At 64.8% G+C, this 25,266-nt stretch carries 23 protein-coding genes and 1 other RNA gene; 11 read left to right on the forward strand and 13 right to left on the reverse strand.

The annotated features are described in order from the left end of the window. From gloB to B7G53_RS01860, 3 genes are all read left to right on the forward strand, one after another. Window positions 1-771: a hydroxyacylglutathione hydrolase gene (gloB, locus tag B7G53_RS01850; protein WP_096662634.1), complete on the forward strand. Its 771-nt coding sequence runs from the start codon at window positions 1-3 to the stop codon at window positions 769-771. Continuing rightward, window positions 768-2,387, forward strand: coding sequence for a transglycosylase SLT domain-containing protein (locus tag B7G53_RS01855; RefSeq protein WP_255249878.1), 1,620 nt, complete (start codon window positions 768-770; stop codon window positions 2,385-2,387). Before gloB ends, B7G53_RS01855 begins: the two co-directional genes overlap by 4 nt. Before the next feature lie 84 nt (window positions 2,388-2,471). After that, entirely contained in the window at window positions 2,472-3,332 is an 861-nt protein-coding gene (locus B7G53_RS01860) for a restriction endonuclease (protein WP_217992575.1), read from the forward strand. A 39-nt stretch (window positions 3,333-3,371) separates the two neighbouring features. On the opposite strand, the gene B7G53_RS01865 is transcribed toward B7G53_RS01860, so the two are convergent. From B7G53_RS01865 to dnaX, 9 genes are all read right to left on the reverse strand, one after another. After that, on the reverse strand, window positions 3,372-3,524 hold the full coding sequence (locus B7G53_RS01865) for a DUF3096 domain-containing protein (RefSeq protein WP_096662638.1): 153 nt from the start codon (window positions 3,522-3,524) through the stop codon (window positions 3,372-3,374). A gap of 120 nt (window positions 3,525-3,644) precedes the next feature. Further along, window positions 3,645-4,361: a glutathione S-transferase family protein gene (locus B7G53_RS01870; protein WP_096662640.1), complete on the reverse strand. Its 717-nt coding sequence runs from the start codon at window positions 4,359-4,361 to the stop codon at window positions 3,645-3,647. Next, complete coding sequence (locus B7G53_RS01875; protein ID WP_096662642.1) at window positions 4,361-5,200, reverse strand: ABC transporter permease; 840 nt, start codon at window positions 5,198-5,200, stop codon at window positions 4,361-4,363. The genes B7G53_RS01870 and B7G53_RS01875 overlap by 1 nt, the downstream gene beginning before the upstream one ends. Before the next feature lie 5 nt (window positions 5,201-5,205). Further along, window positions 5,206-6,042 (reverse strand): ABC transporter ATP-binding protein, encoded by an 837-nt coding sequence (locus B7G53_RS01880; RefSeq protein WP_096662644.1) that lies wholly within the window; start codon window positions 6,040-6,042, stop codon window positions 5,206-5,208. A gap of 173 nt (window positions 6,043-6,215) precedes the next feature. Next, on the reverse strand, window positions 6,216-7,262 hold the full coding sequence (locus tag B7G53_RS01885) for an ABC transporter substrate-binding protein (protein ID WP_096662646.1): 1,047 nt from the start codon (window positions 7,260-7,262) through the stop codon (window positions 6,216-6,218). Window positions 7,263-7,377: 115 nt separating this feature from the next. Beyond that, window positions 7,378-7,791, reverse strand: a complete 414-nt coding sequence (locus tag B7G53_RS01890; protein WP_096662648.1) for an MAPEG family protein — start codon at window positions 7,789-7,791, stop codon at window positions 7,378-7,380. A gap of 90 nt (window positions 7,792-7,881) precedes the next feature. Further along, complete coding sequence (gene recR, locus B7G53_RS01895) at window positions 7,882-8,508, reverse strand: recombination mediator RecR (protein ID WP_096662650.1); 627 nt, start codon at window positions 8,506-8,508, stop codon at window positions 7,882-7,884. A gap of 135 nt (window positions 8,509-8,643) precedes the next feature. Further along, window positions 8,644-8,976, reverse strand: coding sequence for a YbaB/EbfC family nucleoid-associated protein (locus tag B7G53_RS01900; protein ID WP_096662652.1), 333 nt, complete (start codon window positions 8,974-8,976; stop codon window positions 8,644-8,646). Between the two features lie 29 nt (window positions 8,977-9,005). Continuing rightward, window positions 9,006-10,898, reverse strand: coding sequence for a DNA polymerase III subunit gamma/tau (dnaX, locus tag B7G53_RS01905; protein ID WP_096662654.1), 1,893 nt, complete (start codon window positions 10,896-10,898; stop codon window positions 9,006-9,008). A gap of 82 nt (window positions 10,899-10,980) precedes the next feature. Between dnaX and ffs the strand changes: the two genes are divergently transcribed. From ffs to B7G53_RS01935, 6 genes are all read left to right on the forward strand, one after another. Continuing rightward, window positions 10,981-11,077, forward strand: an RNA gene (gene ffs / locus B7G53_RS01910) — signal recognition particle sRNA small type. Window positions 11,078-11,167: 90 nt separating this feature from the next. Next, window positions 11,168-11,563 (forward strand): response regulator transcription factor, encoded by a 396-nt coding sequence (locus B7G53_RS01915; protein ID WP_096662655.1) that lies wholly within the window; start codon window positions 11,168-11,170, stop codon window positions 11,561-11,563. A gap of 103 nt (window positions 11,564-11,666) precedes the next feature. Continuing rightward, window positions 11,667-12,347 carry a YaiO family outer membrane beta-barrel protein gene (locus B7G53_RS01920; RefSeq protein WP_217992576.1) on the forward strand — a complete coding sequence of 227 codons (681 nt, stop codon included), beginning with the start codon at window positions 11,667-11,669 and terminating at the stop codon, window positions 12,345-12,347. 40 nt (window positions 12,348-12,387) lie between these two features. Continuing rightward, on the forward strand, window positions 12,388-13,398 hold the full coding sequence (locus B7G53_RS01925; RefSeq protein ID WP_096662659.1) for a HEAT repeat domain-containing protein: 1,011 nt from the start codon (window positions 12,388-12,390) through the stop codon (window positions 13,396-13,398). A 4-nt stretch (window positions 13,399-13,402) separates the two neighbouring features. Further along, window positions 13,403-14,803 (forward strand): glycosyltransferase family 2 protein, encoded by a 1,401-nt coding sequence (locus B7G53_RS01930; RefSeq protein ID WP_096662661.1) that lies wholly within the window; start codon window positions 13,403-13,405, stop codon window positions 14,801-14,803. Window positions 14,804-14,973: 170 nt separating this feature from the next. Further along, the gene (locus tag B7G53_RS01935) at window positions 14,974-15,180 is read left to right on the forward strand and encodes a hypothetical protein (protein WP_096662663.1); all 207 of its coding nucleotides are present in this window, start codon (window positions 14,974-14,976) and stop codon (window positions 15,178-15,180) included. Window positions 15,181-15,184: 4 nt separating this feature from the next. Here the strand turns inward: B7G53_RS01935 and B7G53_RS01940 are convergent, their stop codons facing one another. The 4 genes from B7G53_RS01940 to B7G53_RS01955 form a co-directional block, all read right to left on the reverse strand. Then, the gene (locus B7G53_RS01940; protein ID WP_096662665.1) at window positions 15,185-15,469 is read right to left on the reverse strand and encodes a hypothetical protein; all 285 of its coding nucleotides are present in this window, start codon (window positions 15,467-15,469) and stop codon (window positions 15,185-15,187) included. A gap of 73 nt (window positions 15,470-15,542) precedes the next feature. Then, window positions 15,543-16,850: a TIGR03862 family flavoprotein gene (locus B7G53_RS01945; RefSeq protein WP_441338957.1), complete on the reverse strand. Its 1,308-nt coding sequence runs from the start codon at window positions 16,848-16,850 to the stop codon at window positions 15,543-15,545. A 248-nt stretch (window positions 16,851-17,098) separates the two neighbouring features. Beyond that, complete coding sequence (locus tag B7G53_RS01950; protein WP_096662669.1) at window positions 17,099-20,413, reverse strand: UvrD-helicase domain-containing protein; 3,315 nt, start codon at window positions 20,411-20,413, stop codon at window positions 17,099-17,101. Then, window positions 20,410-23,010 (reverse strand): PD-(D/E)XK nuclease family protein, encoded by a 2,601-nt coding sequence (locus B7G53_RS01955; RefSeq protein ID WP_096662672.1) that lies wholly within the window; start codon window positions 23,008-23,010, stop codon window positions 20,410-20,412. The genes B7G53_RS01950 and B7G53_RS01955 overlap by 4 nt, the downstream gene beginning before the upstream one ends. Window positions 23,011-23,220: 210 nt before the next feature. Here B7G53_RS01955 and trxA point away from each other — a divergent pair, with 210 nt between their 5' ends. Next, window positions 23,221-23,553, forward strand: coding sequence for a thioredoxin TrxA (gene trxA / locus B7G53_RS01960; RefSeq protein ID WP_077594529.1), 333 nt, complete (start codon window positions 23,221-23,223; stop codon window positions 23,551-23,553). Between the two features lie 268 nt (window positions 23,554-23,821). Then, a complete protein-coding gene (gene rho / locus B7G53_RS01965; RefSeq protein WP_096662678.1) occupies window positions 23,822-25,084 on the forward strand; it encodes a transcription termination factor Rho in 1,263 nt (420 codons plus the stop codon). Window positions 25,085-25,266: the final 182 nt, after the last annotated feature.

Consider the following 25,266-nt stretch of genomic DNA (forward strand, 5'->3'; position numbering starts at 1 on the left):
ATGTACCTGATTCCCATCCCTGCTTTTGACGACAATTACCTCTGGCTGCTGCACGACGGCCGGCGCGCCATCGTGGTCGATCCGGGCGACGCGCAGCCGGTGCTTCGCACGCTGCAGGACAGGCAACTGCAATTAGAGTCGATTTTAGTCACGCACCACCACCCCGATCACACCGGGGGCGTCGATGCGCTGCGCGAGGCCACCGGCGCGAAGGTGTTCGGCCCGGCCCGCGAGCGCATCCCCCCGCCCTTCACCGCCCTCCGGGACGGCGACACCGTGCGGGCACTGGACCTTGATTTCCAGGTGCTCGACGTGCCGGGCCACACCGCCGGCCATATTGCGTTTTACTGTCCCCTCGTGGACGGACGGCCCCTGCTGTTTTGCGGCGACACGCTGTTTTCCGGTGGCTGCGGCCGTCTTTTCGAGGGCACACCGGCGCAGATGCTGGCTTCGCTGGACCGTCTCGCCGCCCTCCCCGGCGACACCCGCGTCTGCTGCACGCATGAATACACGATGAGTAATCTGCGTTTTGCACTCGCGGTAGAACCTGACAACCGCGAGCTGATTGGTTACCATGCACGCTGTGCCGCTTTGAGAGACGACGGGGAGCCCACCTTGCCTACCTCGATTGCCCAGGAGTTGATGATCAACCCCTTTTTGCGTACCCGACAGGCCACGGTCATGGCTGCCGCCCGGCGCTTTGATCCGGCGGCGCATGACGACAACACCGTATTTGCCGCCATCAGGCAGTGGAAGAACCAATTCAAATGACCGAGCCGCAGCCAGCGTTTTTCAAACCCTCCCCCGTTTCCCCGGCTTCTTTTCCGGCTTTCCCTGACCGTCTTGCACGGCTGCTTTCCCCCCTCAGAACCTTCGCCGTCTCCCTCGCTGTGGTCGTGCTCGCCGGCTGTGCCAGCAGCAACAGCAAGCTCGGCCTGCCCGATGATCCGGTCCTGAGCACCTCGCCATCGGCGACCCAGCCGGTCTACCCCGGCGGCCCCTTGTCGCCCATCCATTCGGCGCAGACCCCGTCCAGCGCCGTGGCCAGCCTGCAGCCGCCGGCCGATTTGTGGGAACGCATTCGCCGCGGCTTCGCCATGCCTGACCTGCAAGGCGAGCTGGTGACCGACCGCGAGCAGTGGTATGCCAGCCGGCCGGACTACATCCAGCGCATGACGGAGCGCTCGAGCAAATACCTGTTCCACATTGTTGAAGAGCTGGAGCGCCGCAACATGCCGACCGAGCTCGCGCTGCTGCCCTATATTGAAAGCGCTTTCAATCCGCAGGCCGTCTCCAGCGCCAAGGCCGCCGGCATGTGGCAGTTCATGCCGGCCACCGGCAAGTACTTCGACCTGAAACAGAACGCCTTCCGCGACGACCGCCGCGATGTGCTGGCCTCGACGCGTGCCGCGCTCGACTACCTGCAGAAACTCCACGGCATGTTTGGCGACTGGCATCTGGCACTGGCCGCCTACAACTGGGGCGAAGGCAGTGTGGGCCGCGCCATCGCCAGAAACAAGAAGGATGGCCTGGGCACCACCTACATGGACCTGCGCATGCCCGACGAGACGCGCCTGTATGTGCCCAAGCTGCAGGCGGTCAAGAACATCGTGGCCAACCCGCAGAATTTCCGCGCCGAGCTGCCCCTGATTGAAAACCATCCCTACTTCCAGCAGGTCCAGATCACCCGCGACATCGATGTGGCGCTGGCCGCCAAGCTGGCCGACGTGGAAATCAGCAACTTCAAGGCCCTCAACCCATCGGCCCACCGCCCCGTGATTCTGGCGGCCGGCATGCCCCACATCCTGTTGCCCTGGGACAATGCCAAGATTTTCCAGCGCAACTTCGAGGCCTACTCCCAGGGTCAATACGCCAGCTGGACGGCCTGGACCGCCCCCGCAACCCTGAGCGTCAGCGACGCCGCCAAGCGCGTCGGCATGAGCGAGAACGACCTGCGCGGCGTCAACAACATTCCACCACGCATGCTGATCAAGGCGGGCTCGACCCTGATGGTGTCACGCAGCGCCAAAATGGACAACGACGTGACCAGCCATGTCGCCGACAACGCACAGATGACGCTGGCGCCGGAAATCGTCACGCGCAGGAGCACCGTCAAGGCACGCAAGGGCGAAACCGTGGCCAGCATTGCCAGGCGTTACGGCCTGAGTGCGGACGCCGTTGCCGAGTGGAACAAGGTCGGTGCATCCGCGGCTTTCAAACTTGGGCAACAGGTCGTGGTGTTCCTGCCGGTCAAGGCCGTCAGTGCGGCCAGGCCCAGATCGGGCAAGGCCGGGGTCCAGGCGGTCAGTCGTGCGCCGGGCAAAGCCGGGGTACAAGCCGTCAAGCGTGCGCCGGGAAAAACAGTGATCAAGACCAAAAAACGCTAGAGGCCCTCGAAAAAATGGCGCCATGATCCACTTCCGCCTGTGCCAGCAGCCATGGGCCAAGTAGCCCCTCGGATCACACGCGCCATGGCCGTCAGCAAGCCCGGAACGCCAGTCAAGCCCAGCGCGGCCTTTCGCTTTTTTTTCGGCATCGGACTGCTGGCCGTTGCCATCGGCATGGCGCTGCTGGTGATGTCCCTGAAGGAACGGGCCTTGCTGCCTGCGGGCGCTGCGGCCCTGCTGCTCGGGGTCGTCCTGGTGGGCAGTTACCTGACCGACCGGCTCCATGCGGAAGTGTATGTGGACCCGCTGGCGTTCGAGCCGCCCTGGAGCAAGCTGGCAAGGGGCGCGGGGCCGCCACGGCTGCCCGCGCCCGGCAAGCTTGCCGTCGCCCCCGGCACAGCCTTTGCCCTCGACAAGCTGATTGATTTCCCCACCACCGCAACAGCCAGCAGACCCGCCCCATCAACACAGCCAGCCCGCAGCGTGCCGGCGACGGCGCCTGTGGCGCAGCCCTCATGGACGCCGGCCCTGTTGGACCAGGTGTCGGCGCAGCAGTTTGACGCGGTGTGTGAAGCGCTGTTTGCGCAGGGCGGCTTTGAGATCCGGGGCCAGTCGCATGGCACCGCCGGCGGCGTGACCTTATGGCTTTACTCGCGCCATGCGCAACAGGGCAAGGACAGCCCGGCGGCAGTGGCCTGGTGCAAGCAGTGGTCGGGCCAGCCGGTCGGCGTGCGCGAGCTGCACCCCCTGCTCGATCTGATGCGCTCGCGCCAGCTCCAGCGCGGCACCTGCGCGACCTCGTCGGTCTGCAGCGAGAATGCGCGCAAGTTTGCGAAGGACAACGGCATCAACCTGCTGGACCGCACCGGTCTGCTGGCGCTGATTGCCGGACGCAACCCCGCCCAGCAGCAGGCCCTGCTGGCGCTGGCGCTGGGTAAGCGCTGAAGCGCTGAAGGGCCGAAGCGCCGTCTGCCGCACAGACTCCTAGAGTTTGAGCGAACCGGTCCCGAACAAACCGAGCAGGCCAATGATGATCAGGTAAATCGCAACGATGAAGTTGAGCAGGCGCGGCATGATCAGGATCAGGATGCCTGCAACCAGGGAGACGACGGGACCGATGCTGAGATGGAGATTCATGGGGGATTCCTTGCGGGAGTGAATGGATGCCGGCTGCCTGTTGGCACAGCGGCATGGCAGGCACCAATGTAGCGACCGGCCTGCCGCGTGTATGTAGGACGAAATGACCAGATGGAAGAATCAGGACCGGCTGGCCGGTGCCGTCGGTGGAGACGGCAACAGCGCCGCGAGAAAACCCGGCAGCGGCCGGCCCTGCGACTGCAGGTAGGCCGCCATCGCGCCGGCCACCTCGCGCACCGCCGGCCGCTGTGAAAGCCGCTCGCGCCAGGCCAGCAGGCGTGGCGTGCGTCCATCCATCACGGCGCCCATGCGTTCGCCGAACAGCTGCGCCATGTAAAACGCGATGTCTGCGAAGGAATACGCGCCAGCCAGGTAATCACCGTCGGCCAGCAGGCCGTCCATCCTCAAATAAAAAAGTCCAGACGCTTCACGTGCAGCGACAGCCACCGGGTCCTGCGGCTGGTCCTGCAGGCTCATCAGGCGGACGATGGGCGGGAAATACACCTCGTCCGACTGGTGCTCGAGCAGGCGCGCCCGGGCTTTTGCCGCAGCGCCTTCCGGCCACAGCGCGGGTTCGGGCTGCAGCTCTTCGAGGTATTCAAAAATCTGGGTCGAGTCGAACAGTTCCAGCGCGCCATGCACCAGCACCGGCACCTGCTGCTTGGGGTTGATGCGCAGCACCTCGGGATGTTTGGGCTGGTACAGGCGCTGCATGTCAAAGGGGACCATGACCAGCTCGACGTCCAACCCTTTTTCCAGGGCGGCGATCTGTACCTTGGCGCCGAACATGCTCAGGGGGCCAGAGTACAGACGTATAGGTGCAGAAAAATGTTCCATCAGAGTTTCTCCGTCTCACCGGTGCGGGGTTGCCACTTCATGAGCTTGCGTTCAATGCGCCCGACGATGCCGTCGAGCACCAGCGCAAACGCTGTCAGCACCACGATACCGGCAAACACGGTGTTGACGTCGAAGGTGCCTTCGGCCTGCAGGATCAGGTAACCGACGCCGCGCGCCGAACCCAGGTACTCGCCCACCACGGCCCCGACAAAGGCCAGGCCGACCGAGGTGTGCAGGCTGGAAAACACCCAGCTGGTGGCGCTGGGCAGGTAGACGGTGCGCAGCAACTGTCGTTGATTCGCACCCAGCATCCTTGCATTGGCCAGCACCACCGGGCTGACTTCCTTGACGCCCTGGTAGACATTGAAAAACACAATGAAGAACACCAGCGTCACCGCCAGCGCCACCTTGCTCCAGATGCCCAGGCCGAACCACATCGCAAAAATGGGCGCGAGGATCACGCGCGGCATCGAGTTGGCAGCCTTGATGTAGGGATCCATGATCGCGCTGGCCATGGGCGCCAGTGCCAACCACAGGCCGCAGGCCAGACCCAGCACGGTGCCGATGCCGAAGGCCAGCACGGTCTCGAGCAGCGTCGTGCCCAGGTGCAGGTAAATATCGGCATTGCCCGGCAGACCGTCGGCAAACAGCACGCTGGGGCCGAAGCCAAAAGGCATGAACCAGGACCAGACCCGGCCCGCCACCTTGACGGGTTCGCCCAGGAAAAAGGCCAGTTGCTGGTCGCGTGAGGCCAACTGCCACAGGCCCAGAAAGGCCAGCAGCAGACCGATTTGCCAAACACGCAGGTTTTTGTCGGAGGGTTTGAGAACGGACCACATGCGATTCAGACCTTGCGGAGTTGCTGAGCGTAGCCCTTGAGCACCTCGTCGCGCAGCACGTCCCAGATCTGCGTGTGCAGCTCGATGAAACGCGGCTGGGTGCGCACCTCGGCGACGTTGCGCGGGCGCGGCAGGTCAATCGCGAACTCGCCCATGGGCACCGTGGCTGGGCCGGCCGACAGCACCACCACGCGGTCGCTCATGGCAATGGCTTCGTCGAGGTCGTGGGTGATGAACAGCACCGCCTTCTTTTTGGCCGCCCACAAGTCCAGCACCTCGTTTTCCATGAGCTGGCGGGTCTGGATGTCGAGCGCCGAAAAAGGCTCGTCCATCAGGATGATGTCGGGGTCCAGCGCGAGCACCTGTGCCAGCGCGGTGCGCTTGCGCATGCCGCCGGAGAGCTGGTGCGGGTAACGGTCGCCAAAGCCGCTCAGGCCGACCCGCTCCAGCCAGGCCTGTGCCTGCGCACGCCCCTCGGCATCGGGCACGCCGCGGTATTGCAGGCCGACCATGACGTTGTCGATCGCGCTGCGCCAGGGCATCAGCGCCTCGGTCTGGAACATGTAGCCGGCACGGGTGTTGATGCCCGCCAGGGGCTGGCCGAACACCTTCACCGTGCCGGAGGTGGGCGGCAGCAGGCCCGCACCGATGTTGAGCAAGGTGGACTTGCCGCAACCGGTTGGCCCGACCACAGAGACAAATTCACCCGCCCGTATGCGCAGCGTGGTCTGCCCGACCGCGGTGTAACCCGGTCCCGCATCGCCGGGCGAGCGGAAGGTGCAGCGGATGTCCAGCAGTTCGAGCGCGTAATTGCTGGCGTGGTCGTTGGCGGGTTGCGGCATGGAAAGATTGTCGCTGCGAACCGCGCGGCTTAAACAGAGGAAAACGACAAGTGAAGTTGCTGTGGGGATTTCATACCAACCGGGGCCGCGGAACCGGCTCTGCCGGGCCGCAGGCGCAGCGCCCCCGCGGGGGGCAGAGAGCTACGCGAAGCGAGCGAACGTGGGGGCCCTATTCAGGCCTTGAACTTGTCTTTCGCGCGCCGGGAAAACTCGTTGGTGTAGGTCTTGGCCAGAACAATCCGGTCGGCCTTGATGCTGGGGTCAAAACTGGCCAGGGCCTTGAGTGCCGTCCTGGCACCTTCTTCAGGAATGAGGCCGTCCAGCGCGATCGCGTCACGCACCTTGTTGAAGGACGCCAGGTACAGGCCGCGGTCACCGAGCAGGTAGTTCTCGGGCACGGTCTTGATGATGTCGCCGGGGCCGGCCGTTTGCAGCCACTTCAGGCCATGCACGATGGCGTTGGCCAGCGCCTGGCAGGTGTTGGGATTTTTCTGGATGAAGTCCAGGGGCGCATACAGGCAGGCCGCCGGCATGGGACCGCCGAACACATCGACCGTGCCCTTGAGCGTGCGCGTGTCCGAGATGATTTTCACCTCGCCTTTTTGCTCCAGCATGGTCATCACCGGGTCGGTGTTGCTCATGGCATCGATCTGGCCGGAACGCAGGGCCGCCAGCGCACCGGCCGCGGTGCCGACGCCGATGAAACTCACATCGCTGGGCTTGAGACCGGCGCGCGACAGCACCAGGTTGGCCATCATGTTGGTGGACGAGCCCGGTGCGGACACGCCAATTTTTTTACCCCTGAGGTCGGCCACCGACTTGTAGTTGGGCATGTTTTTGGTGGACACGCCAAAGGCAATCTGCGGTGCCCGGCCCTGCAGCACAAAGGCCTGGAACATCTGGTTTTTCGACTGCAGGTTGATGGTGTGCTCGTAGGCACCCGACACCACATCGGCCGAGCCGCCCACCACGGCCTGCAGCGCCCGTGCACCGCCGGCAAAGTCGCTGATCTCCACCTCCAGGCCTTCAGCCTTGAAGTAGCCCAGCTGCTCGCTGATGGTCAGCGGCAGGTAATAAAACGCCGCCTTGCCGCCGACAGCCAGCGCGATTTTTGTTTTCTCCAGCTTGCCTTGCGCGCGCAGGGCCGGAAAGGCCAGGGAGGCAGCACCGAGTGCGGCCGCACTGGCGAAAGTCCTGCGGTTGACGGTGAAATGGTTCATGGGCGGGTTCTCTCTCGGATTTTTTAGCTTCGGAAGAGCTTAGCCAGCGCGAAAAAAAACCGCATCGGTATCATCCCGTGCGGGTTTGTACGGAACGGTTTCTGGTTACCAGACGTTACCGATAGCCCAGAAAAAGAATGCCGATGTTGACCAGCAGCGCGAGGAACCAGATCACGCTGCGGCTCTTGGCCATGTCGGCCACGTACATCATGACGTAGGCGATGCGCAGCACGACAAACACGAACGCAAACACGTCGAGCCGTACCTGCGACGCCTGCAGCTGGTGCGCAATGATCACGGCGGCAAAAAAGAAAGGCAAGGCCTCGAAGGTGTTGGCCTGCGCATGGTTGGCACGCGCGCGCCAGTCGGTCTGGCGCGCCAGCCAGGCACGCGGGTTGTGGTTGTCGAAGCCGCCCTTGTTCGCCGGCGTCGTCATCGTGCCCCACTTGGCCAGCGCCGCGCAGGCGATCGGCAGCAGTGCAGCGGCCAGCAGGCACCAGTAGGCCACGGTGAAACGTGCATAAGTCATTGTGAGGTGCCTTTCTGGCTTGCAGTCATGGATGGACGGGCGTTGTCAGCTATGAAAACAGTAGCAATGAAACTGGGGTGCAGCCGCGCGCTAGCGGCGATCCACCAGCGCATGGGCAATCGTGCCGAGGTCCACGTACTCGAGTTCGCTGCCCACCGGCACGCCCCGCGCCAGGCGGGTGACCTGCACGCCGCGGCTTTTGAGCGCCTGCGCGATCACATGCGCGGTGGCCTCGCCTTCGGCGGTGAAGTTGGTGGCCAGGATGACCTCCTGCACCTCGCGCTCCGCGGCAGCGGGCGGATCACCCTGCGCGTCCCTGGGCAACACGCGGTCGAACAGCTTTTGCAGGCCGATGTCGTGCGGGCCGATGCCGTCGAGCGGGCTGAGCTTGCCCATCAGCACAAAGTAGAGGCCGCGGTAGGCCAGCGTGCGCTCCAGTGCCGCCTGGTCGGCCGGGGTTTCAACCACGCAGAGTTTGCTGCGATCGCGCGCCGGGTTGGCGCAGGTGCTGCAGATGTCGAGCTCGGTCAGCGTGTTGCACAGCGCGCAGTGTTTGACGCTGCGCACCGCATGTTCGAGCGCACGCGCGATCTGCAGGGCGCCGGGCTTGTCATGCTGCAGCAGATGAAACGCCATGCGCGCGGCCGACTTCGCGCCCACGCCCGGCAGGCGCCGCAGCGCCTGGGTCAGGCCCTCGAGAGCATTGGAGTCAGCCATGGATTGTGAGCCCCCACGTTCGCTCACTGCGAGCCTGCGGCAGCACTCTGCCCCTTGCACTGAAAAAGGGGCGCTGCGCCTGCGGGCCGGCAGAGCCGGACCCGCGGCCCCTGCTTGTGAATGCGAATACCAAAGTCAGAACGGAAGTTTCATCCCGCCGGGCAGGCCCGGCATGCCGGCCGTGAGTTTGCCCATTTTCTCCTGGCTCAGATCTTCGGCCTTGCGCACGGCCGCGTTGAAAGCGGCGGCCACCAGGTCTTCGAGCATGTCCTTGTCGTCGGTCAGCAGGCTGGGGTCGATCTCGACACGTTTGACGTCATGCTTGCAGGTCATGGTGACCTTGACCATGCCGTTGCCGGACTCCGCCGTGACTTCAATGAACGCCAGCTCGTCCTGCGCCTTTTTCAGGTTGTCCTGCATGGCCTGCGCCTGCTTCATCAGGCCGGCGAGTTGTCCTTTGTTGAACATGTCTTTTTTCCTTTAAAACTTGGTGGTAATCATATCGGCTTGCCCGCCACCGGGGCGAGCGGTTTGATGCTGCCCGGCACAATTCGGGCGCCCCAGTCGCGCATCATGTCCTGCACAAACGGGTCGTTCTGAATGGTTTCCTCGGCCAGGCGTTGCCGCTCCTGCGCGGCGGCGGCATTGCGCCGGGCCGGCGAATCGCCGACCGGGCCGAGTTCGACCACCAGTGTCGGTGCCTGGCCGCTGTCCTGCAGCACGGCCTGCAGGGCCAGCTGGAGTTTTTCGCGCGCGGCGGCCTGGTTCAGCGACTCGCGCTCCACGCGCAGGGTCCAGACCCCGTCGGCCTGCGTACGCAGCTCGGACTGCAGCGCCAGTTCGCGCGCCAGCGCACCTATCGTTTCGGCCGCCACCATGCGGTTGACCAGCGCCGTCCAGACGTCGCCGAGCGGGCTGTTCGTGACCAGGGCTGCGGCAGGGGGCAACACCGGGGCTGCCACCGGCGCGGGCGCTGGGGGCGGTGCGGGCGCCGCTGGCAACGCCGAAGCCGGCATGGGCAAGGCGTCTTCCCACGGCAAGGGCTCCCTCGATGCTACAAAATCAGGAGCAGTTGGCGCCCGCTGAACAAGGGCAGAAGGCCGATTTTCTTCCAGGTTTTGGCGAACCGGCGGCGCAGCCACCGGGGGGCGAACCAGCGCCGGGGGCGCGACAGACGCCGCGACGGGACGGGCGGCCACGGCGCTGGCCGGCACACTCTCAGGCTGCGGCTTTTTTGGGGGCTCGACGGCGCCCCCCTGTGCGGCGGCCGCCGTCATCGCGCCCGGGGGTTTGAAGGCCAGCAGGCGCAGCAGCACCATGGTCAGCGCCGCGTAGTCGTCGGGTGCCAGCCCCAGCTCGGCGCGGCCATGCAGGCACAGGCTGTACAGCAGCTGCGTCTCGTCGGCCGGCATGGTTTGCGCCAGGCGCGCCGTGGCGGCGACTTCGGGGTCGGCAGCGTCGTCGCCCGCGTCCATGCCGGGCACCGCCTGCAGCACCGCCATGCGTTGCAGCACGGTGGCCATTTCCTCGAGGGTGGAGGCGGCGCTCAGGCCGTTCAGGCGCAGCACCTCGGAGGTCTCGACCACACTCTTGCCGTCGCCACGCGCCAGCGCGTCAAGTAGCTGGAACACATAGCTACGGTCCACGCTGCCCAGCATCTGGCGCACGCTGGCTTCCTGCAGCTGGCCGGAGCCGAAGGCAATCGCCTGGTCGGTCAATGACAGCGCGTCGCGCATGGAGCCGCGTGCGGCGCGTGCCAGCAGACGCAGGGCCTGCGGCTCCGACTCGATGTTTTCGGCCCGCAGCACCTGCACCAGGTGCTCCAGGATGGTTTCCGGCGCCATCGGCCGCAGGTTGAACTGCAGGCAGCGCGACAGCACGGTGGCCGGCACTTTCTGCGGGTCCGTCGTGGCCAGCACGAACTTGAGGTACTCGGGCGGTTCTTCCAGCGTCTTGAGCATGGCGTTGAAGGCCGTGTTCGTCAGCATGTGCACCTCGTCGATCATGAAGACCTTGAAGCGCCCCACCACCGGCTTGTAAACCGCCTGTTCGAGCAACTGCGCAATCTCGTCGACGCCGCGGTTCGATGCCGCGTCGAGCTCGGTGTAATCGACAAAACGGCCGCTGTCGATGTCGGTGCAGGCCTGGCAGACGCCGCACGGGGTGGCGGTGATGCCGCCCTGCCCGTCCGCGCCCAGGCAGTTCAGCGACTTGGCGAGGATGCGCGAGATGGTGGTCTTGCCCACACCGCGCGTACCGGTGAACAGGTAGGCATGGTGCAGCCGCTGCGTGCCCAGGGCGTTGCTGAGCGCCTGCACCACATGCGACTGCCCGACCATTTCAGAAAAATTCCGGGGGCGGTATTTGCGGGCAAGGACGAGGTAGGACATCGGATGATTCTAAAGCGCGGGGCGCAGGGTTTTTATGGCCACAGCCCTTTAAGTCCCGGCCCTTGCCCTTACAATAGTCAATGACGGGCCTTCCCGCATGGTGAAGCGGCCAACCGGGTCAGATGGGGAACCAAGCAGCCCTAACTGCGGAGCCAGTGCCGGGGTCGAGGCTCGTCACCTTATTCAACTCAACGTGGCCTGAGAGCCTGGATCAGGACTTGCGCGATAGCCGCCATGGAATCCAGCCCGGACCGACTCGCATCACTGCCATGACATCACCCGATCACCCGACCGTGTCTGCCTTGGTGGTAGAAGATGACGAGCACATCGCCCAGTTGCTCAAATTCATCCTCGAGCGAGAGCGCTTCGTGGTGCAACTGGCGCGCGATGGGCGGGAAGCCAAGGCGTTCATCGAGCAGAACCCGCCGCCAGCCATTGTCCTGCTGGATGTCATGCTGCCCTTCTTCGACGGCTTTGCACTGGTCACCATCCTGCGTGCCCAACCCGCCTGGAAGATTGTCCCGGTCATCATGCTGACGGCCAAGACTCAGGAGAAGGATATCGTCCGGGCGCTGGACGAAGGTGCCAGCGACTACATTGTCAAGCCGTTCCAGCCCGCTGAACTTCTCGCCCGCATCAAGCGCTTCTCCTCGCGCAAGGCATGACCCGTTGATGAGAAATACAACCCTCCGAATTTCCGGCCTTGTTCTGGCCCACGTCCTGGCCAGCCCGGTATGGGCGGATGCAGCGGCCCCTGGCAGCCCCACCATGCAGGTTGAGCTGGGTGCGGAAACCAGCAGCCTGAGCAACGGCAGCCCGGACTGGCGCGAGACATCGCTGCGCCTGACCAGCCAGCCCGAAAAACGCAGCGTCAGATCCCTCGGCCTCAGGCAGACCAGCCGTTTTGGGCTGGACGACCAGGAAATCAGCGGCCAGCTGACCACGCCTTTGTCGGACCGGCTGACGGCCACCGTGGGAGGCAGTCTCAGCCCGACGCATCGGGTGCTGCCCAGGCAGGGCCTGGAAGGCGCGCTGCAATACGAGTTTGCACCCGCCTGGCTGATGCAGGGAGGGCTGAGCAACCGGCGTTATGACACCACCCATGTGGATCAGGCCACCTTGATGCTGGAGCACTATTTTTCCTCCTTCAGCGCCTCTTTCGCCTGGAAGCCCGTGCGGGCGTCTGGCGTCAGCTCCAGCAGCACCGAGGTGCGAACCTCCTATTACTACAGCGATGCCAGTTTCACTGGTTTGATCTTCAGCAAAGGGCAGGAGGCCACCACCATCGCGCCAAGCCTGGTGGTGCTGGCCGACGTCAGGTCAACGGCCTGGTGGGGCCGCCATTGGCTGACCCGGCAATGGGCTGTGAACTATGCCCTGACCCACACCCGACAAGGTAATTTCTACAACAGAAACAGCGTGCGCATTGGTGCTGAATACGCTTTCTGACCCTTACCTGAAGTTTGCCTTCGGAGTCGGTATTTCCGCCATGGGACTGACTGCGCTGCTGGTCCTGGTGATCGTGAGCCTGCGACTGAGCCTGCGGAGAAGCGCGCAACGTGAAACTGCCTTCATTGCCGTCTGGCGCCCTGTCCTGCTGGAGGTGGTCAGCGACGGCACCCCGCGCATTCCTGACGCACTGCACGGACGTGACCTTCTGTATTTCCTGAAATTGTGGAACTACCTGCAGGAATCCCTGAGGGGACCGGCTGGCGACAGGCTCAATGCATTGGCGCGTCAACTCCACTGCGATGAAGCCGTCCGTACCCTGCTCAGGAAAGGCGATCGGGCGGAGCGCCTGCTGGCCCTGCTGACGCTGGGCCATCTTCGCGAGGCATCTGCATGGGATGAGCTCGCACAGCAGGCCACAGGTACGGACAGCCTCGCGTCCCTCCATGCTGCGCGGGCGCTGATCAAGATTGATCCCCTGCGAGGTACCGAACTTCTCCTGCCCCTGATCCTCAGGCGGCGTGACTGGGATGTCGCGCAAATCGCCAATTTCCTGGGTGAGGCCAACCAGGCATTCTGGCTCCATCTTTCCAAGAATATCCTCACCATTGACACACAGCACTGGCCGCGAGCGCTTCAACTGGCCGATGCGTTGCATCTGCAACTGCCCTTTCCGTCCATGCAGTACATCCTGACCCATGCCCCCTCGGTAGACACGCTGGTCGCTGCGCTGCACATGGCCTCGGGTCCGACACTGCTGCCGGCTGCGCGTGGTTTCCTGCACCACCCCGACTGGAGGGTGCGGGTCGAGTCAGCCCGGTTTCTTGGCCAGTTCGGCGACGCCGAGGACCTGGCCCCCCTGCAATCACTGCTGCAGGATGCGCAGTGGTGGGTGCGCTACCGTGCAGCGCAGGCTCTGGCCGACATGCCTTTTTACGGCACCCAAAAACTCAGCCAGCTGCGCAGCCAGGCCACGGAAGCGCCGGTGAGGGACATGCTCGACCACGTGCTGGCCGAGCATGGCGCCGGCGCGGCGCCTGAGGGGGTCTGACACCATGACCGAATGGATCACCTGGCTCATCCTTGGCTACTTCATCCTGCTCAACGGGAGTTACCTGGCACTCAACCTCCTGTCGGTCTTTGCGCTCCATCGCAACAACCAGGAAAAGTTGCTGGACGCACTGCCCCAGGCATTCACCGGTCTGGAGCCGGGCATCAGCCTTCTTGTGCCCGCCTACAACGAAGAGGCAACCATCACCGCCTCGGTTCGTTCCATGTTCCAGTTGACCTATTCCGATTTCGAGGTCGTTGTCATCAATGACGGCTCCCGGGACAACACCCTGGAAGTGCTCAAGCGGGAGTTTTCGCTTCTCCCCTTCCCCGAGGCACCGCGCGAGGGTCTGGCCACCAAGCCGGTGCGCGGCATCTACCGTTCGATGACCCACCCCAACCTGCGCGTGATTGACAAGGAAAACGGCGGCAAGGCGGACTCGCTGAACGCCGGCATCAACGCCGCGCACCACCCCCTGTTCTGCGGCGTCGATGCCGACTCCATCCTGTCACGGGACAGCCTGCAACGCGTTGCCAAGCCCTTTTTGACGCACCCTGACACGGTGGCCACTGGAGGAACGGTCCGGGTCGCCAATGGTTGTGAAGTGATTGACGGATTCCTGACCAAGGTCGGCTTGCCCACCAACATCTGGGCACTTTTTCAGGTGGTGGAGTATCTGCGGGCTTTTCTGTTCGGCCGACTGGGCTGGTCCAGGCTCAACGCGATGCTGATCATCTCGGGGGCTTTTGGGCTTTTCAGGACCGATGTCGTGATTGCCGTTGGCGGCTACCGCGCGAACACCATTGGGGAAGACATGGAACTGGTGGTCCGCATGCACCGCATGCTGCGTCAGCAGGGAAAGCCCTACCGGATCGAGTTCGTGCCCGAGCCGGTGTGCTGGACCGAGGCCCCCGAAGACCGGAAGACATTGAAGAACCAGCGGGTACGCTGGCAACGCGGCCTGTCCGAAAGCCTGACCAGCAATTGGGGGCTGATGTTCAGCCGCAACGGCGGAACGCCTGGCTGGCTGGCTTTTCCCTTCATGATCCTGTTTGAATGGCTGGGCCCGCTGGTCGAGCTGGGAGGCTACCTCTTCATGCTCTATGCCTACGCCTTTGGGCTGGTCTCCTGGCAGGCGTTTTCCGTGTTCCTCTTCATGGCCATCGGGCTGGGCATCCTGCTGTCGGTGTCCGGACTGTTGCTGGAAGAAATTTCATTTCGCATGTACCCGAAATTCCGCCAGCTCGCCGTGCTCGCGCTGGTGGTGGTCCTTGAAAATTTCGGTTACCGCCAGCTCAACTCGTGGTGGCGGCTGATCGGGCTGTACCGCTGGGCGGCGCAACGCGAAGCAAAATGGGGCGAGATGAAACGCAAGGGCGTGGGCCAGCCACAAACACCGCGATAACCTGCACGCACAAGGCCTGCGGCGCGAAAACCGCACCGGCGGGGAGCGCCTCGTTGGGCGGAAAAAATTCACACAAATCAGACGCCTAGCCAAATTCCTACAAACGGAGGCGGCGCCCGCCTGCCGTTTTGGGCTTTCTCCATCGAAAACTTTTCCCTAGAATTTTTTCCATGGACACATTTGAAAAACCAACCCACGAGGAGCTGGCCCGCTACCTGAAAGCACTGGGCCGGCTGATCAAGGCGGAGTCACAACGGCTGGAGGCCATCTACGAGTTGTCGAAGGTGGGGCCGGAGGACTTCCTGCGGCTGCATGTCGAGTCGGAACGGCTGAACGCCTGGAGCAACTACTTCGAGCGGCGCGATGGGGCAATCTAGGCAATCAACCTTCCAAAGCCTCTTCAATCGCCGCCGTGGTCTGCAGCGCATGTTCGGCAATCTGCGCCGACACCAGGGCCAGTGACGCCAGCGCGTAGGTGCCACTGATGATGCCCTTGTAGGCCACTTCGGCAGCGATGGCGTCCTGCCCCAGCCCTTCGGTGGCGGCCACGATGCAGGCCTCGATGCTGTCCAGCCCGGCGTCGCTGTACAGGTCCTCGCCTTCGTAGCTGACGCGGTATTCGTACTGGTCCTGTTCCATCGGGTCAATGTGAAAACGCACGATCATGGCAACACCTCTTCAAAAACAAATACTGGATATGCTATCAAATCAATAGCTGATGGCGCCCGCATGGTTTGGGCTAGAGCCCAAAATGGCTTAAAACACCCTGCCCGGCCACGCGTCCGCTGGCAAAACAGGCACTCAGCAGGTAGCCGCCGGTAGGCGCTTCCCAGTCGAGCATTTCGCCGGCGCAGAACACCGGCTGCGGCACGCCCTGCAAGGTCTGCAGGTGCAACTGGCCGTCCATGGCCTCAAAAGGCACGCCGCCGGCGCTGCTGATCGCTTCGTCGATGGGCCGGGCCGCCACCAGCCTGACCGGCAGGGCCTTGATCGCGTGCGCCAGTTGCACCGGGTCGTGGATGGCGTCCTTGCCGAGCAGCTCGTACAACATCGCGGCCTTGATGCCGTCGAGGTTGAGCCGGCTCTTGAGGTGGCTGGACAGCGAGCGCGAGCCGCGCGGATGCCGCACCTCGACCAGCACCTGCTCGGGCGACTTGTCGGGCAGCAGGTCGAGCAGGAAAGTTGCGCTGCCCTTCAGTGCAATTTCATCGCGCAGCAGGGGGGAGGCGGCGTAGATCAGGCTGCCTTCGACGCCGGTGGCGGTGGCCACGAACTCGCCCTTGCGGTGGAAGCTGCGGCCTTGCGAATCGGTGAAATGGATGGCGACCGACTTGAAGGGCTGGCCGGCAAAGCGGCTGGAGAAATGGTCGGTCCAGCCGGCCTGGCGCGCCGGGCTCTGGCCGATCAGCTCCTTGAAGAACTCCCGCCGGGTTTCGCCGGCATCCGCCACGGCCTCGGCGACCTGCGCCGGGCTGTCGGGCCGCGCGGCCACGTCAAAGCCACAGTTCGAAGGCTGCAGCGGCGCCACCGCCACGCCGCGGGCGGCCAGCAGCGGCACCCAGGCGCCGTCCGAACCGAGCCGCGCCCAGCTGCCGCCGCCCAGGGCCAGCACCACGGCGTCGGCCTGCACCTGCACCGGGCCGGTGGGGGTTGAAAACGTCAGCGAACCGTCGTCGGCCCAGCCCAGCCAGCGGTGCCGCATGGAAAACTTCACGCCCGCGGCGCGCAGGCGCTGCAGCCAGGCGCGCAGCAGCGGCGCGGCCTTCATGTCCTTGGGAAACACGCGGCCCGAACTGCCGACAAAGGTCTCCACCCCCAGGGCCTGGGCCCAGCCGCGCAGCTGGTCGGGGCCGAAGGCGGCCAGCAGCGGCTGCAGCTGCGCGCTGCGCTCGCCGTAACGGCTGAGGAAAGGTTCGGCGGCTTCGGAATGGGTGAGGTTCAGCCCGCCCTTGCCGGCCAGCAAGAACTTGCGGCCCACTGAGGGCATGGCGTCGTACACCTGCACGGACAGGGCCGCGCCGGCACCGGCCAGCACCTCGGCGGCCATGAGCCCGGCGGGGCCGCCGCCGATGATGGCCACACGCCGTGGCGCGGCGGGAGAAGTTGAATCGTTCAAGGAAATGTCCGTCTGCACGTGATGGCAATGTGAAATGGCACAGGAAGCAGGGCATGCCGGTGGGGCCGGTTTGCTCTGTTTTTTATAGCTGGCAGCGCCCGTCCCTCATGGGCTGCGATGCAAAAAGACTTGAAGCCTGGCAAAGGTGCCGGCACCAGGCCGATGCGCTGATGCCCTGATTATTGCAGTTCGCAGGAAAGCTCGACGACCGTTCCCCGCCCGGTCAGGAAAGCCGCCTTCACTGGCGCGCCGGGGTAAATCAGCTGCACCGCCGCCCGGTAGTCCTGCAACTGGGCCACCAGCGCAGGCTGCAGCTCCGGCGCTGCTGCCGATTTGTAGTCCAGCACCCACCAGTGGCCTTCATGGCCGGCATCCTTGCGCTGCACCAGGCGGTCCAGCCGCAGCGCCTGGCCGGCGTAGACCAGGTCGACCTCGTTGCCGTGCCAGGCCACCGCGTCGGGGCTCCATGCCCAGGCGCCCTCGCCCGCCAGGATGCGCCTGGCCAGCCCGGCAGCCTCGGCCCCCTGCGCCGGGCTCAGGCGAAACTCGCGCGCCGCTGCCTTCACCTGTTCCGTCGACAAGGCGCCGCCCCACTCCAGCAGGCGGTGCATGGCCTTGCCGATGCGCGCCTTCAGCGAGTCTTCATCCACCCGCTCCACCGCAGGCGCAGCGGGCGCCAGGGCTTCGGGCAAGGCAGGCAGCTCGGGCAGGTAAAAAACGCCGGTGTCCGCCAGGTCCGGCCGCGCCGCAGCGGATTCATCGGCCACCGGTGCAGGCAACTCGCCCACCAGCGCCTGCAGACGCTGCCACCAGCTTTCAGTGGTCACGCGATGTGGCTCGATCGAAGAAATCACCAATGTATGGCGGGCACGCGTCAGCGCCACATACAGGGCGTTGAGTTCTTCGCGCTTGCGGGCAGCCAGCTCGCTGGCCAGCGTGTCGGCGGCGCAGGCCGGCGGGCGGCTTTCGCTGACCAGAAAGACAAACTTGCGCGGCTCGGTCGCCTCGCCAGGCCAGTCGACCAGCACGCCCATGCTGTCGGCGTTGCGTTCCACGGTGTCGGTGTCCAGCAGCAGCACGGCCTCGGCTTCGAGGCCCTTGGCGCCGTGGATGGTCAGCAGCCGGACCGCCTCGCTGCTGACGGCGGCCGGCGCCTGGGTACCACCGGCCTTGAGCGCGCGCACAAAACCATAGGGCGTGGCGTAACGCCCGCCGTCCAGCGCCAGCGACACACCCAGCAGCGCGCGCAGATTCGCCAGCACTGCGCTGCGCTGCGCAGTCGGGGCGGCAGCACCAAAACGCGCCAGCACATCGCCGTCGTCGTAAATGCCCTGCAGCGCATCGTGCGGCGGCAGGCGGTCCAGCCAGCTCTTCCACTTGCTCAAAACAGGGCCCAGCCCTTTCAGGCCGGACGCAAGCAGCTCCTCTTTTTGTAGCAGGCTATACCACGGCAGGTGGTGCTCGCGCTGCAGCAGGGCCAGTTGCACCAGGCTTTCGTCGGCCAGCCCGAACAGCGGCGAACGCAGGGCGCGCGCCAGTGACAGGTCGTGCTGCGGCGACACCAGCACGTCGAGCAACGCCACCACGTCCAGCACTTCGCAGCAGTCGATGAGCTCGGTTTTTTCGCCGACCTGCGCGGGAATGTGCAGCGCACGCAACTCGTCCTGCAGCGGCAGCAGGCCGGCGCGCTTGCGCGAGAGGACCATCACATCCTGGGGGCGCAGCCCGGCGGCGACCTGTTCGGAGATCCAGGCAGCGGCCTGCCGCGCTTCGCGGGTGCGCAGGGTTTCTTCCGGCAGCTCGCGCGGCGTCGTCAGGCTGTCGCGCCAGCCGACGGCCAGCGGCGAGGTTTCTTCTTCGTCCCTGGCGCGGGGAATGGGCGGCAGGCGGCCCACGGCGCCGGCCAGACCCGAGGCCGTGGTGTGTTCGCGAAAGCCCTCGTACGCGTCGGTTTCACGCGCTGTGGCCATGACCGAGTTGACGGTGTCGATCACGGCTTCTGCATTGCGCCGGGTGTGGTCGCAGCTCAGCAGATCACCGCCCAGACCATGCACCACAAAAGCCTGCGCGGCCCGAAACACCTGCGGCTCGGCACGGCGGAAGCGGTAAATACTCTGCTTGGGGTCGCCCACCAGGAACACGCTGGGCGCCGAGCCCGCCCCCGAGTAACCGATGAGCCAGGCGTACAGCGCCTGCCACTGCAGCGGGTTGGTGTCCTGGAACTCATCGATCATCAGATGGCGGATGCGCGCGTCCAGCCGCTCCTGCACCCAGCCCGACAGGACAGGGTCGGCCAGCATCAGCAGCGCGGCGCGCTCGACATCATTCATGTCGACCCAGCCGCGGTCGCGCTTCAGGGCCGTGAACTGGGCAATCAGCACGCGCGTCAGGCGCGCCATGCGCTGCTGGTACAGCCAGGCGTCGTGCTGCTGGCGAGCCGCCACCACGCGCAGCACCAAGTCCTGGGCCATGCGCACCTGCTCGATGCCGACGATTTTTTCGCCGAACTTGCGCGGCGTGCCCTTCTCGGTCAGCAGGGCCGCGATGGCCGCCGGGAAGTCGCCGGCGGTCAGGGCGCGCTCCAGCTCCACGCCTTTGGCCGAAAAAGTCGGTGCGCTCGCGCGGCCCAGCGCCACGGCGGCGTCACTGAGGGTTTGCCGGTGAACGCGGTTGGTGCTGAGCAGCTCTTCCGGTTCATCGAGGCCGTCAAATTCGGTGAACTGTGCGCTGAAGGCTTGCACCGAGGTGTCGATCACGCCTTTTTCATCGGCCAGCGTGAACTCGGTGCGCTTGTCGAGTGCGGCCTGCAAAGCCTTGTCGGCCTGGAAACGCCCATAGGCCAGCACCACGGCTTCGAAGTCGGCCTTGAGCGCTGTATCAGCTGACACCGCGGCGTAAAAGCGCCGCCACACCAGCGCGCGTGCCGGTGCGTCGTCCTCCAGCAGCTCGTAGTTCACCGGCAGTTCCAGGCGCTGCAGCACCGCCACCGGCGCGCTGCGCAGCAGGGCCGCAAACCAGCTGTGGAAGGTGCGGATCTGCACCGAGCGGCCGCTGGCGAGGATGGAGCGGTATAAATTTGATAGCTGCTCGCGCACGACCTGTGCGGACTGCAGGCCTTTTTGGCTTGAAAAATCGACCCGGACGCCGCGTATTTCCAGTTCGCGTTGAAGGGTCTCGTCGTCGGCATGGGCAAAGGCCTTGAGCCAGTCGTCCAGCCGCTCGCGCATTTCGCCGGCGGCTTTTTTGGTGAAGGTGATCGCCAGGATCTCGTGCGGCAGCACCTGCTGCCCGGGTGCGGCCGTGGCACCGTCAAGCAAAGCCCGCACGATGCGCGACACCAGCATCCAGGTCTTGCCGGCACCGGCGCAAGCCTCTACCGCCACGCTGCGCCGCGGGTCGCAGGCGATGGCGTAGAACGCATCGGCGGAGACCGGCTCGCCGTTGCACTCGTAGGCGGCGGCGTGGGGAATCAGCGTTGGGGTTGAAGCGCTCATACGCCCTCTCCTGCCGTGGATTCCCCGTCCAGACTCCAAAAGTCTTTACGACAGAGTCCTCGGCCAGCGCAGTAATCACAGGCCTTGCCTTCGCCCAGCGCCGGCAGTTTGGCGCCGCGTGCGATGCGCGCCATGTCGGTCAGGATGCTGTCGATGAGCTCGTCGCGCAAGCCGACGATGTCGGGCTGCTCATAGGTTTTGGTGGGCTCTTTTTCGCCGAGGTTGACATAGGCCGCCGCCAGGGTGTCGTCGCTCATCAAGGCGGCATAAAACGCCAGCTGGGTGTCCTCCTGGCCGTTCTTGATGCGCTCGCTCGTGGTGGTGCGCGACTCGGTCTTGTAGTCGATCACCAGAGCGTGTCCGTCCGGCTGGCGGTCGATGCGGTCAAGCTTGCCGAGCAGCGTGAGCGAGCCGACGGGCACTTCGCGCCAGACTTCGGCTTCGTCGAATACCGCGCCGCTGGCTTCGTGGTCCACCAGCCATTTCAAATAGCCCTCGCGTACGCCGGGCCAGGCCGCGGCAAAAGGCAAAAACTCGCTGTCGCTGAGTGCCAGCTCCTGCGTGGCGCGCTCGGCCGCTACATTTATCATAGCTGTCCGCGCTGATATATCGGACGTTGGCGCCGCTTTGAGTGCTTCATGAAAATGCCGCAGCAGGCTGTGCAGCCAGTTGCCGAAGTCGCGCTTGCCCAGCTCGCTTTCGAGTTCTTCGGGCTCCTGAAGCCGCAGCTGGCGCAGCGCAAAAAAGCGGTAGGGGCAACGCCGCAAATCTTCATAGGCGCTGGCCGAAAGCCGGGTGACGGGCAAGGCCTCACCGGTCGGAAAGGGATGGGGCGTGGGCTGGGTGGCCACGGCACGCAGGCTGCGAGGGTCGGTGGCCATGCCCTGTGCTGCGTCCTCACCCTGCCCTCGGTCCAGCAGCAGCTCCTGCACAAAGCCGCTGGGGATCAGATGTTCGCCCGATTCGCTGGTGCGCCAGAGCACATCGAGATGCGACATGTGCAGGGCGTACTGCCAGGCCTGGCGCTGGGCGGCGGCAAGCACTTCCCGCGACGGCAGGCCCAGCAGCTCGCGCTGGCCGGGCGTCCAGGGGCCGGCGGGTTCCGGCGACACCGGCAGGCGGATTTCATCGCAGCCGGGCAGCACCACGGCCTGCATGGGCCGGCCAAGCAGTTGCGGCAGCGGCAGGATCACCACCTGCTCTGCGGGCGGATGCACAGGGGAAAACTTGCCGCCTTCGAGCGCCTGGTTGGCCCACTGTGTGAAGTCATGCAGCCGCATCACCGGCGATGCTTCGAATTCGGTCTCGGCGCCTTCATGCAGGCGCAGCACATCCAGCACTGTTTGCCCGGCCTCGTCCTGCGCCAGCGCATCCCACTGCCCCGCCGCTTGCAGGAGGGCGCGCAGGTCACGCAGCCACATCGCCAGAGGGCGAGCCCGGCCGAATGGGCTGCGCAATGCGTTCACTTCGCGCGCCAGCGGACCCGTTGCCGCAAAGGCGGGCGGCAGGATGTCTTCTTCCGGAAAATCCGGCAGGTCGCGCCAGGCACGCACGCCGGTCTTGCGCAGTTCGGTTTCAGCAGCAGTGACCAGGGCAGCGTCAAATGCCGCTGCGTTTTTCAACCAGTCCAGCACGGCATCCGTCGATGCATCCCAGGGCATGGCGCGCAGCAGGCTCATCAGGCTGGCGGCGGCGCGGGTGGTGGAGAGCTTCCAGCCGGTTTCGTCGCGCATGGCGATACCGCGCTCGGCCAGCATGGCGCCGACACGGCGCGTGAGTTGCCGGTCCTGCGCAATCAACGCTACCGGGCTGCGGCCTTGCGCCAGATGCGCCAGCACGCAGGCGGCGGCGCGGCCGGCTTCGTCTTCAGCGTCTTGCGCAATATGCAGCGCAGTCGGTGCCGATGGCTGTTCCAGGGAAAGGCACAGCGGGATGGAAACCGAACGTTCGCCGAAATGCGCCTTCAGGGCTTCGGTGAGCGGATCAGCCTGAAAGCCTTCCAGCACCGCAAACAGCTGCGGTTTCGCCTGGAAAAGACGGTCTGTCGGATAGCTTGAAGCAGCAACCCAGGCCAGCGCAATGCGCCCCACAGCAGCCTCGAGCGCCAGCACCGGCGAATCCAGGCCTGCACCCAGCGTCAGCGCCAGCCGCTCGCTCCAGGCCCGGCGCCCGGCCGGCACGACGGCAGCGGCCACACCGGCCAGGCTCCAGGCCGCCTCGACCAGCCGGCCGGCCAGCGCATCCTGCTGGGCGCCGAGGCCCGCGCGGCCCAGCAGCGAGGCGGCCGTCAGCATGTCGACCGCCACATCCATGCGCACATCGTCGCCCGAGGGCACATGCAAGCCCAGCGTGCCGCCCAGGCCGCTGGCCCAGTTCATGGTGGTCTCAAAGCGGGGAACAAAAAAGGTCTCGCCCGCCTGCGCAGCCCAGGCACGGCGTGCCTGCTGGATCAGCTGGGCATAGGGCAGCAACACCACAGCCTCTGCCGGGTGGACCTTCCGCGCCCGCACCACGGCTGCCAGCTGGCCCATCGCCTGCTGCCAGCACAGCGCATCAGGCGTAGGCAAGGCGGCGTCAGCGGTCGGGGCAAGTGGCATGGCGGGGTTTGGGAAAGGCTGGTCGCAGGAAAGGAATGGGCAAAGTCCGTGAAATGAAGCGGGCGCGGTGGCCAAAAGCCGCAAATTGAATGATCACTATCGGAGCCATAGCCCCGGCGTGCCCGACCCGGCCACTTGCTTTCTGCCACAATGACTGCAACTTTAGCCCTTAACGTATCGTAACCATCCTAACCAGACAAAGGAGCCGCCATGGCGAGCGAACTGATCAAACATACCACCGATGCCACCTTCGAAGCCGACGTGCTGCAGGCCTCCAAACCCGTGCTGGTCGACTACTGGGCCGAGTGGTGCGGCCCCTGCAAGATGATTGCCCCGATTCTGGACGAAGTCGCCACCGGTTACGACGGCCGCTTGCAGATCGCCAAGATGAATGTGGACGAAAACCGCGACATTCCCGCCAAGTTCGGCATTCGCGGCATCCCGACGCTGATGCTGTTCAAGGACGGCCAGCTCGCTGCCACCAAGGTCGGCGCCATGAGCAAGGCCCAGCTGACTGCTTTCATCGACCAGCAACTGGCCTGACCGGCCTTGTCCCCAGCCACCGGCGCGCTGTCCCTGCACAGCCTGCCGGGGCGCCATCCGGCATGAAGCGGATCGGCAGGACCGGCTCCCGCACCCCCATCACCCCGCTAGACCCCCCGAATTTCCTGTCATAATGGCCCTGTTCGCTGACCGGCTGCTGCCGGCCGGTTCGAGTTCCCGGTTTGTGAAGCGCCTCTAGCTTCCTTTCAAACCTCCCCCGTTTTTTATCTGAACTCCGCGAGGAGTTGACTTCACGCAAGGTTTCCCCATGCACTTAAACGAACTCAAGGCACTGCACGTGTCTGAAGTCCTCAAGCAGGCCGAAGAGCTTGAGATCGAAAACACCGGCCGCATGCGCAAGCAGGAGCTGATGTTCGCGATCATCAAGAAGCGCTCCAAAACGGGTGAAACCATCGTCGCCGACGGCGTGCTCGAAGTGCTGCCCGACGGCTTCGGCTTCCTGCGTGCGCCGGACTCCAGCTACACCGCGTCCACCGACGACATCTACATCAGCCCGAGCCAGATCCGCCGCTTCAACCTGCACACCGGCGACATGATCGAAGGCGAAGTGCGCACCCCGAAAGACGGCGAGCGCTACTTTGCGCTGAACAAGCTCGACAAGGTCAACGACGGCGCACCTGAAGCCAACAAGCACAAGGTGATGTTCGAGAATTTGACGCCGCTGTTCCCGCGCGAGCAGTTCAAGCTCGAGCGAGACATCAAGGGCGAGGAAAACCTGACCAGCCGCATCATCGACATCATTGCCCCGATCGGCAAGGGCCAGCGCGCCCTGCTGGTGGCGCCGCCCAAGTCCGGCAAGACCGTGATGATGCAGAACATCGCCCACGCCATCACCGCCAACTACCCCGAAGTGGTCATGATGGTGCTGCTGGTCGACGAGCGACCTGAAGAGGTCACCGAGATGCAGCGCAGCGTGCGCGGCGAAGTGATTTCCTCGACCTTTGACGAACCCGCCGCCCGCCACGTGCATGTCGCCGAAATGGTGATCGAGCGCGCCAAGCGCCTGGTCGAACTCGGCAAGGACGTCGTGATCCTGCTGGACTCGATCACCCGTCTGGCCCGTGCCTACAACAACGTGCTGCCCTCTTCCGGCAAGGTGCTGACCGGCGGTGTCGACGCCAACGCGTTGCAGCGCCCGAAACGTTTCTTTGGCGCCGCGCGCAAGATCGAGGAAGGCGGCAGCCTGACCATCATCGGCACCGCGCTGGTCGATACCGGCAGCCGCATGGACGAGGTGATTTTTGAAGAGTTCAAGGGCACCGGCAACTGCGAGATCCACCTGGACCGCCGCCTCTACGAAAAACGCGTGTTCCCGGCGATTCACCTGAACCGCAGCGGCACCCGCAAGGAAGAGCTGCTGCTGGCCCCCGAGATCCTGCAAAAGTCGCGCATCCTGCGTCAATTCATGTACAACATGGACGAAATCGAGTCCATGGAGCTGATGCTCAAGAACATGAAGGCCACCAAGAACAACCACGAGTTCTTCGACATGATGCGAAGGGGTGGTTAACCCCCTGCCCGCTGACTGAATTAGTCCAGCCGGGGCCGCGGAACCGGCTTTGCCGGGCCGCAGGCGCAGCGCCCCCTCGGGGGGCAGCGTTTACACGCAGTGAAAAGCGTGGGGGCACGTAAGTGCTTGATTCCATGGCATAATGCGAGGCTTCACGGAAAGTGCCCAGAACTGGTCTGGGT

Origin of the sequence: Polaromonas sp. AET17H-212 (genome assembly GCF_002379085.1) — a bacterium.
Taxonomy (GTDB): domain Bacteria; phylum Pseudomonadota; class Gammaproteobacteria; order Burkholderiales; family Burkholderiaceae_C; genus Polaromonas.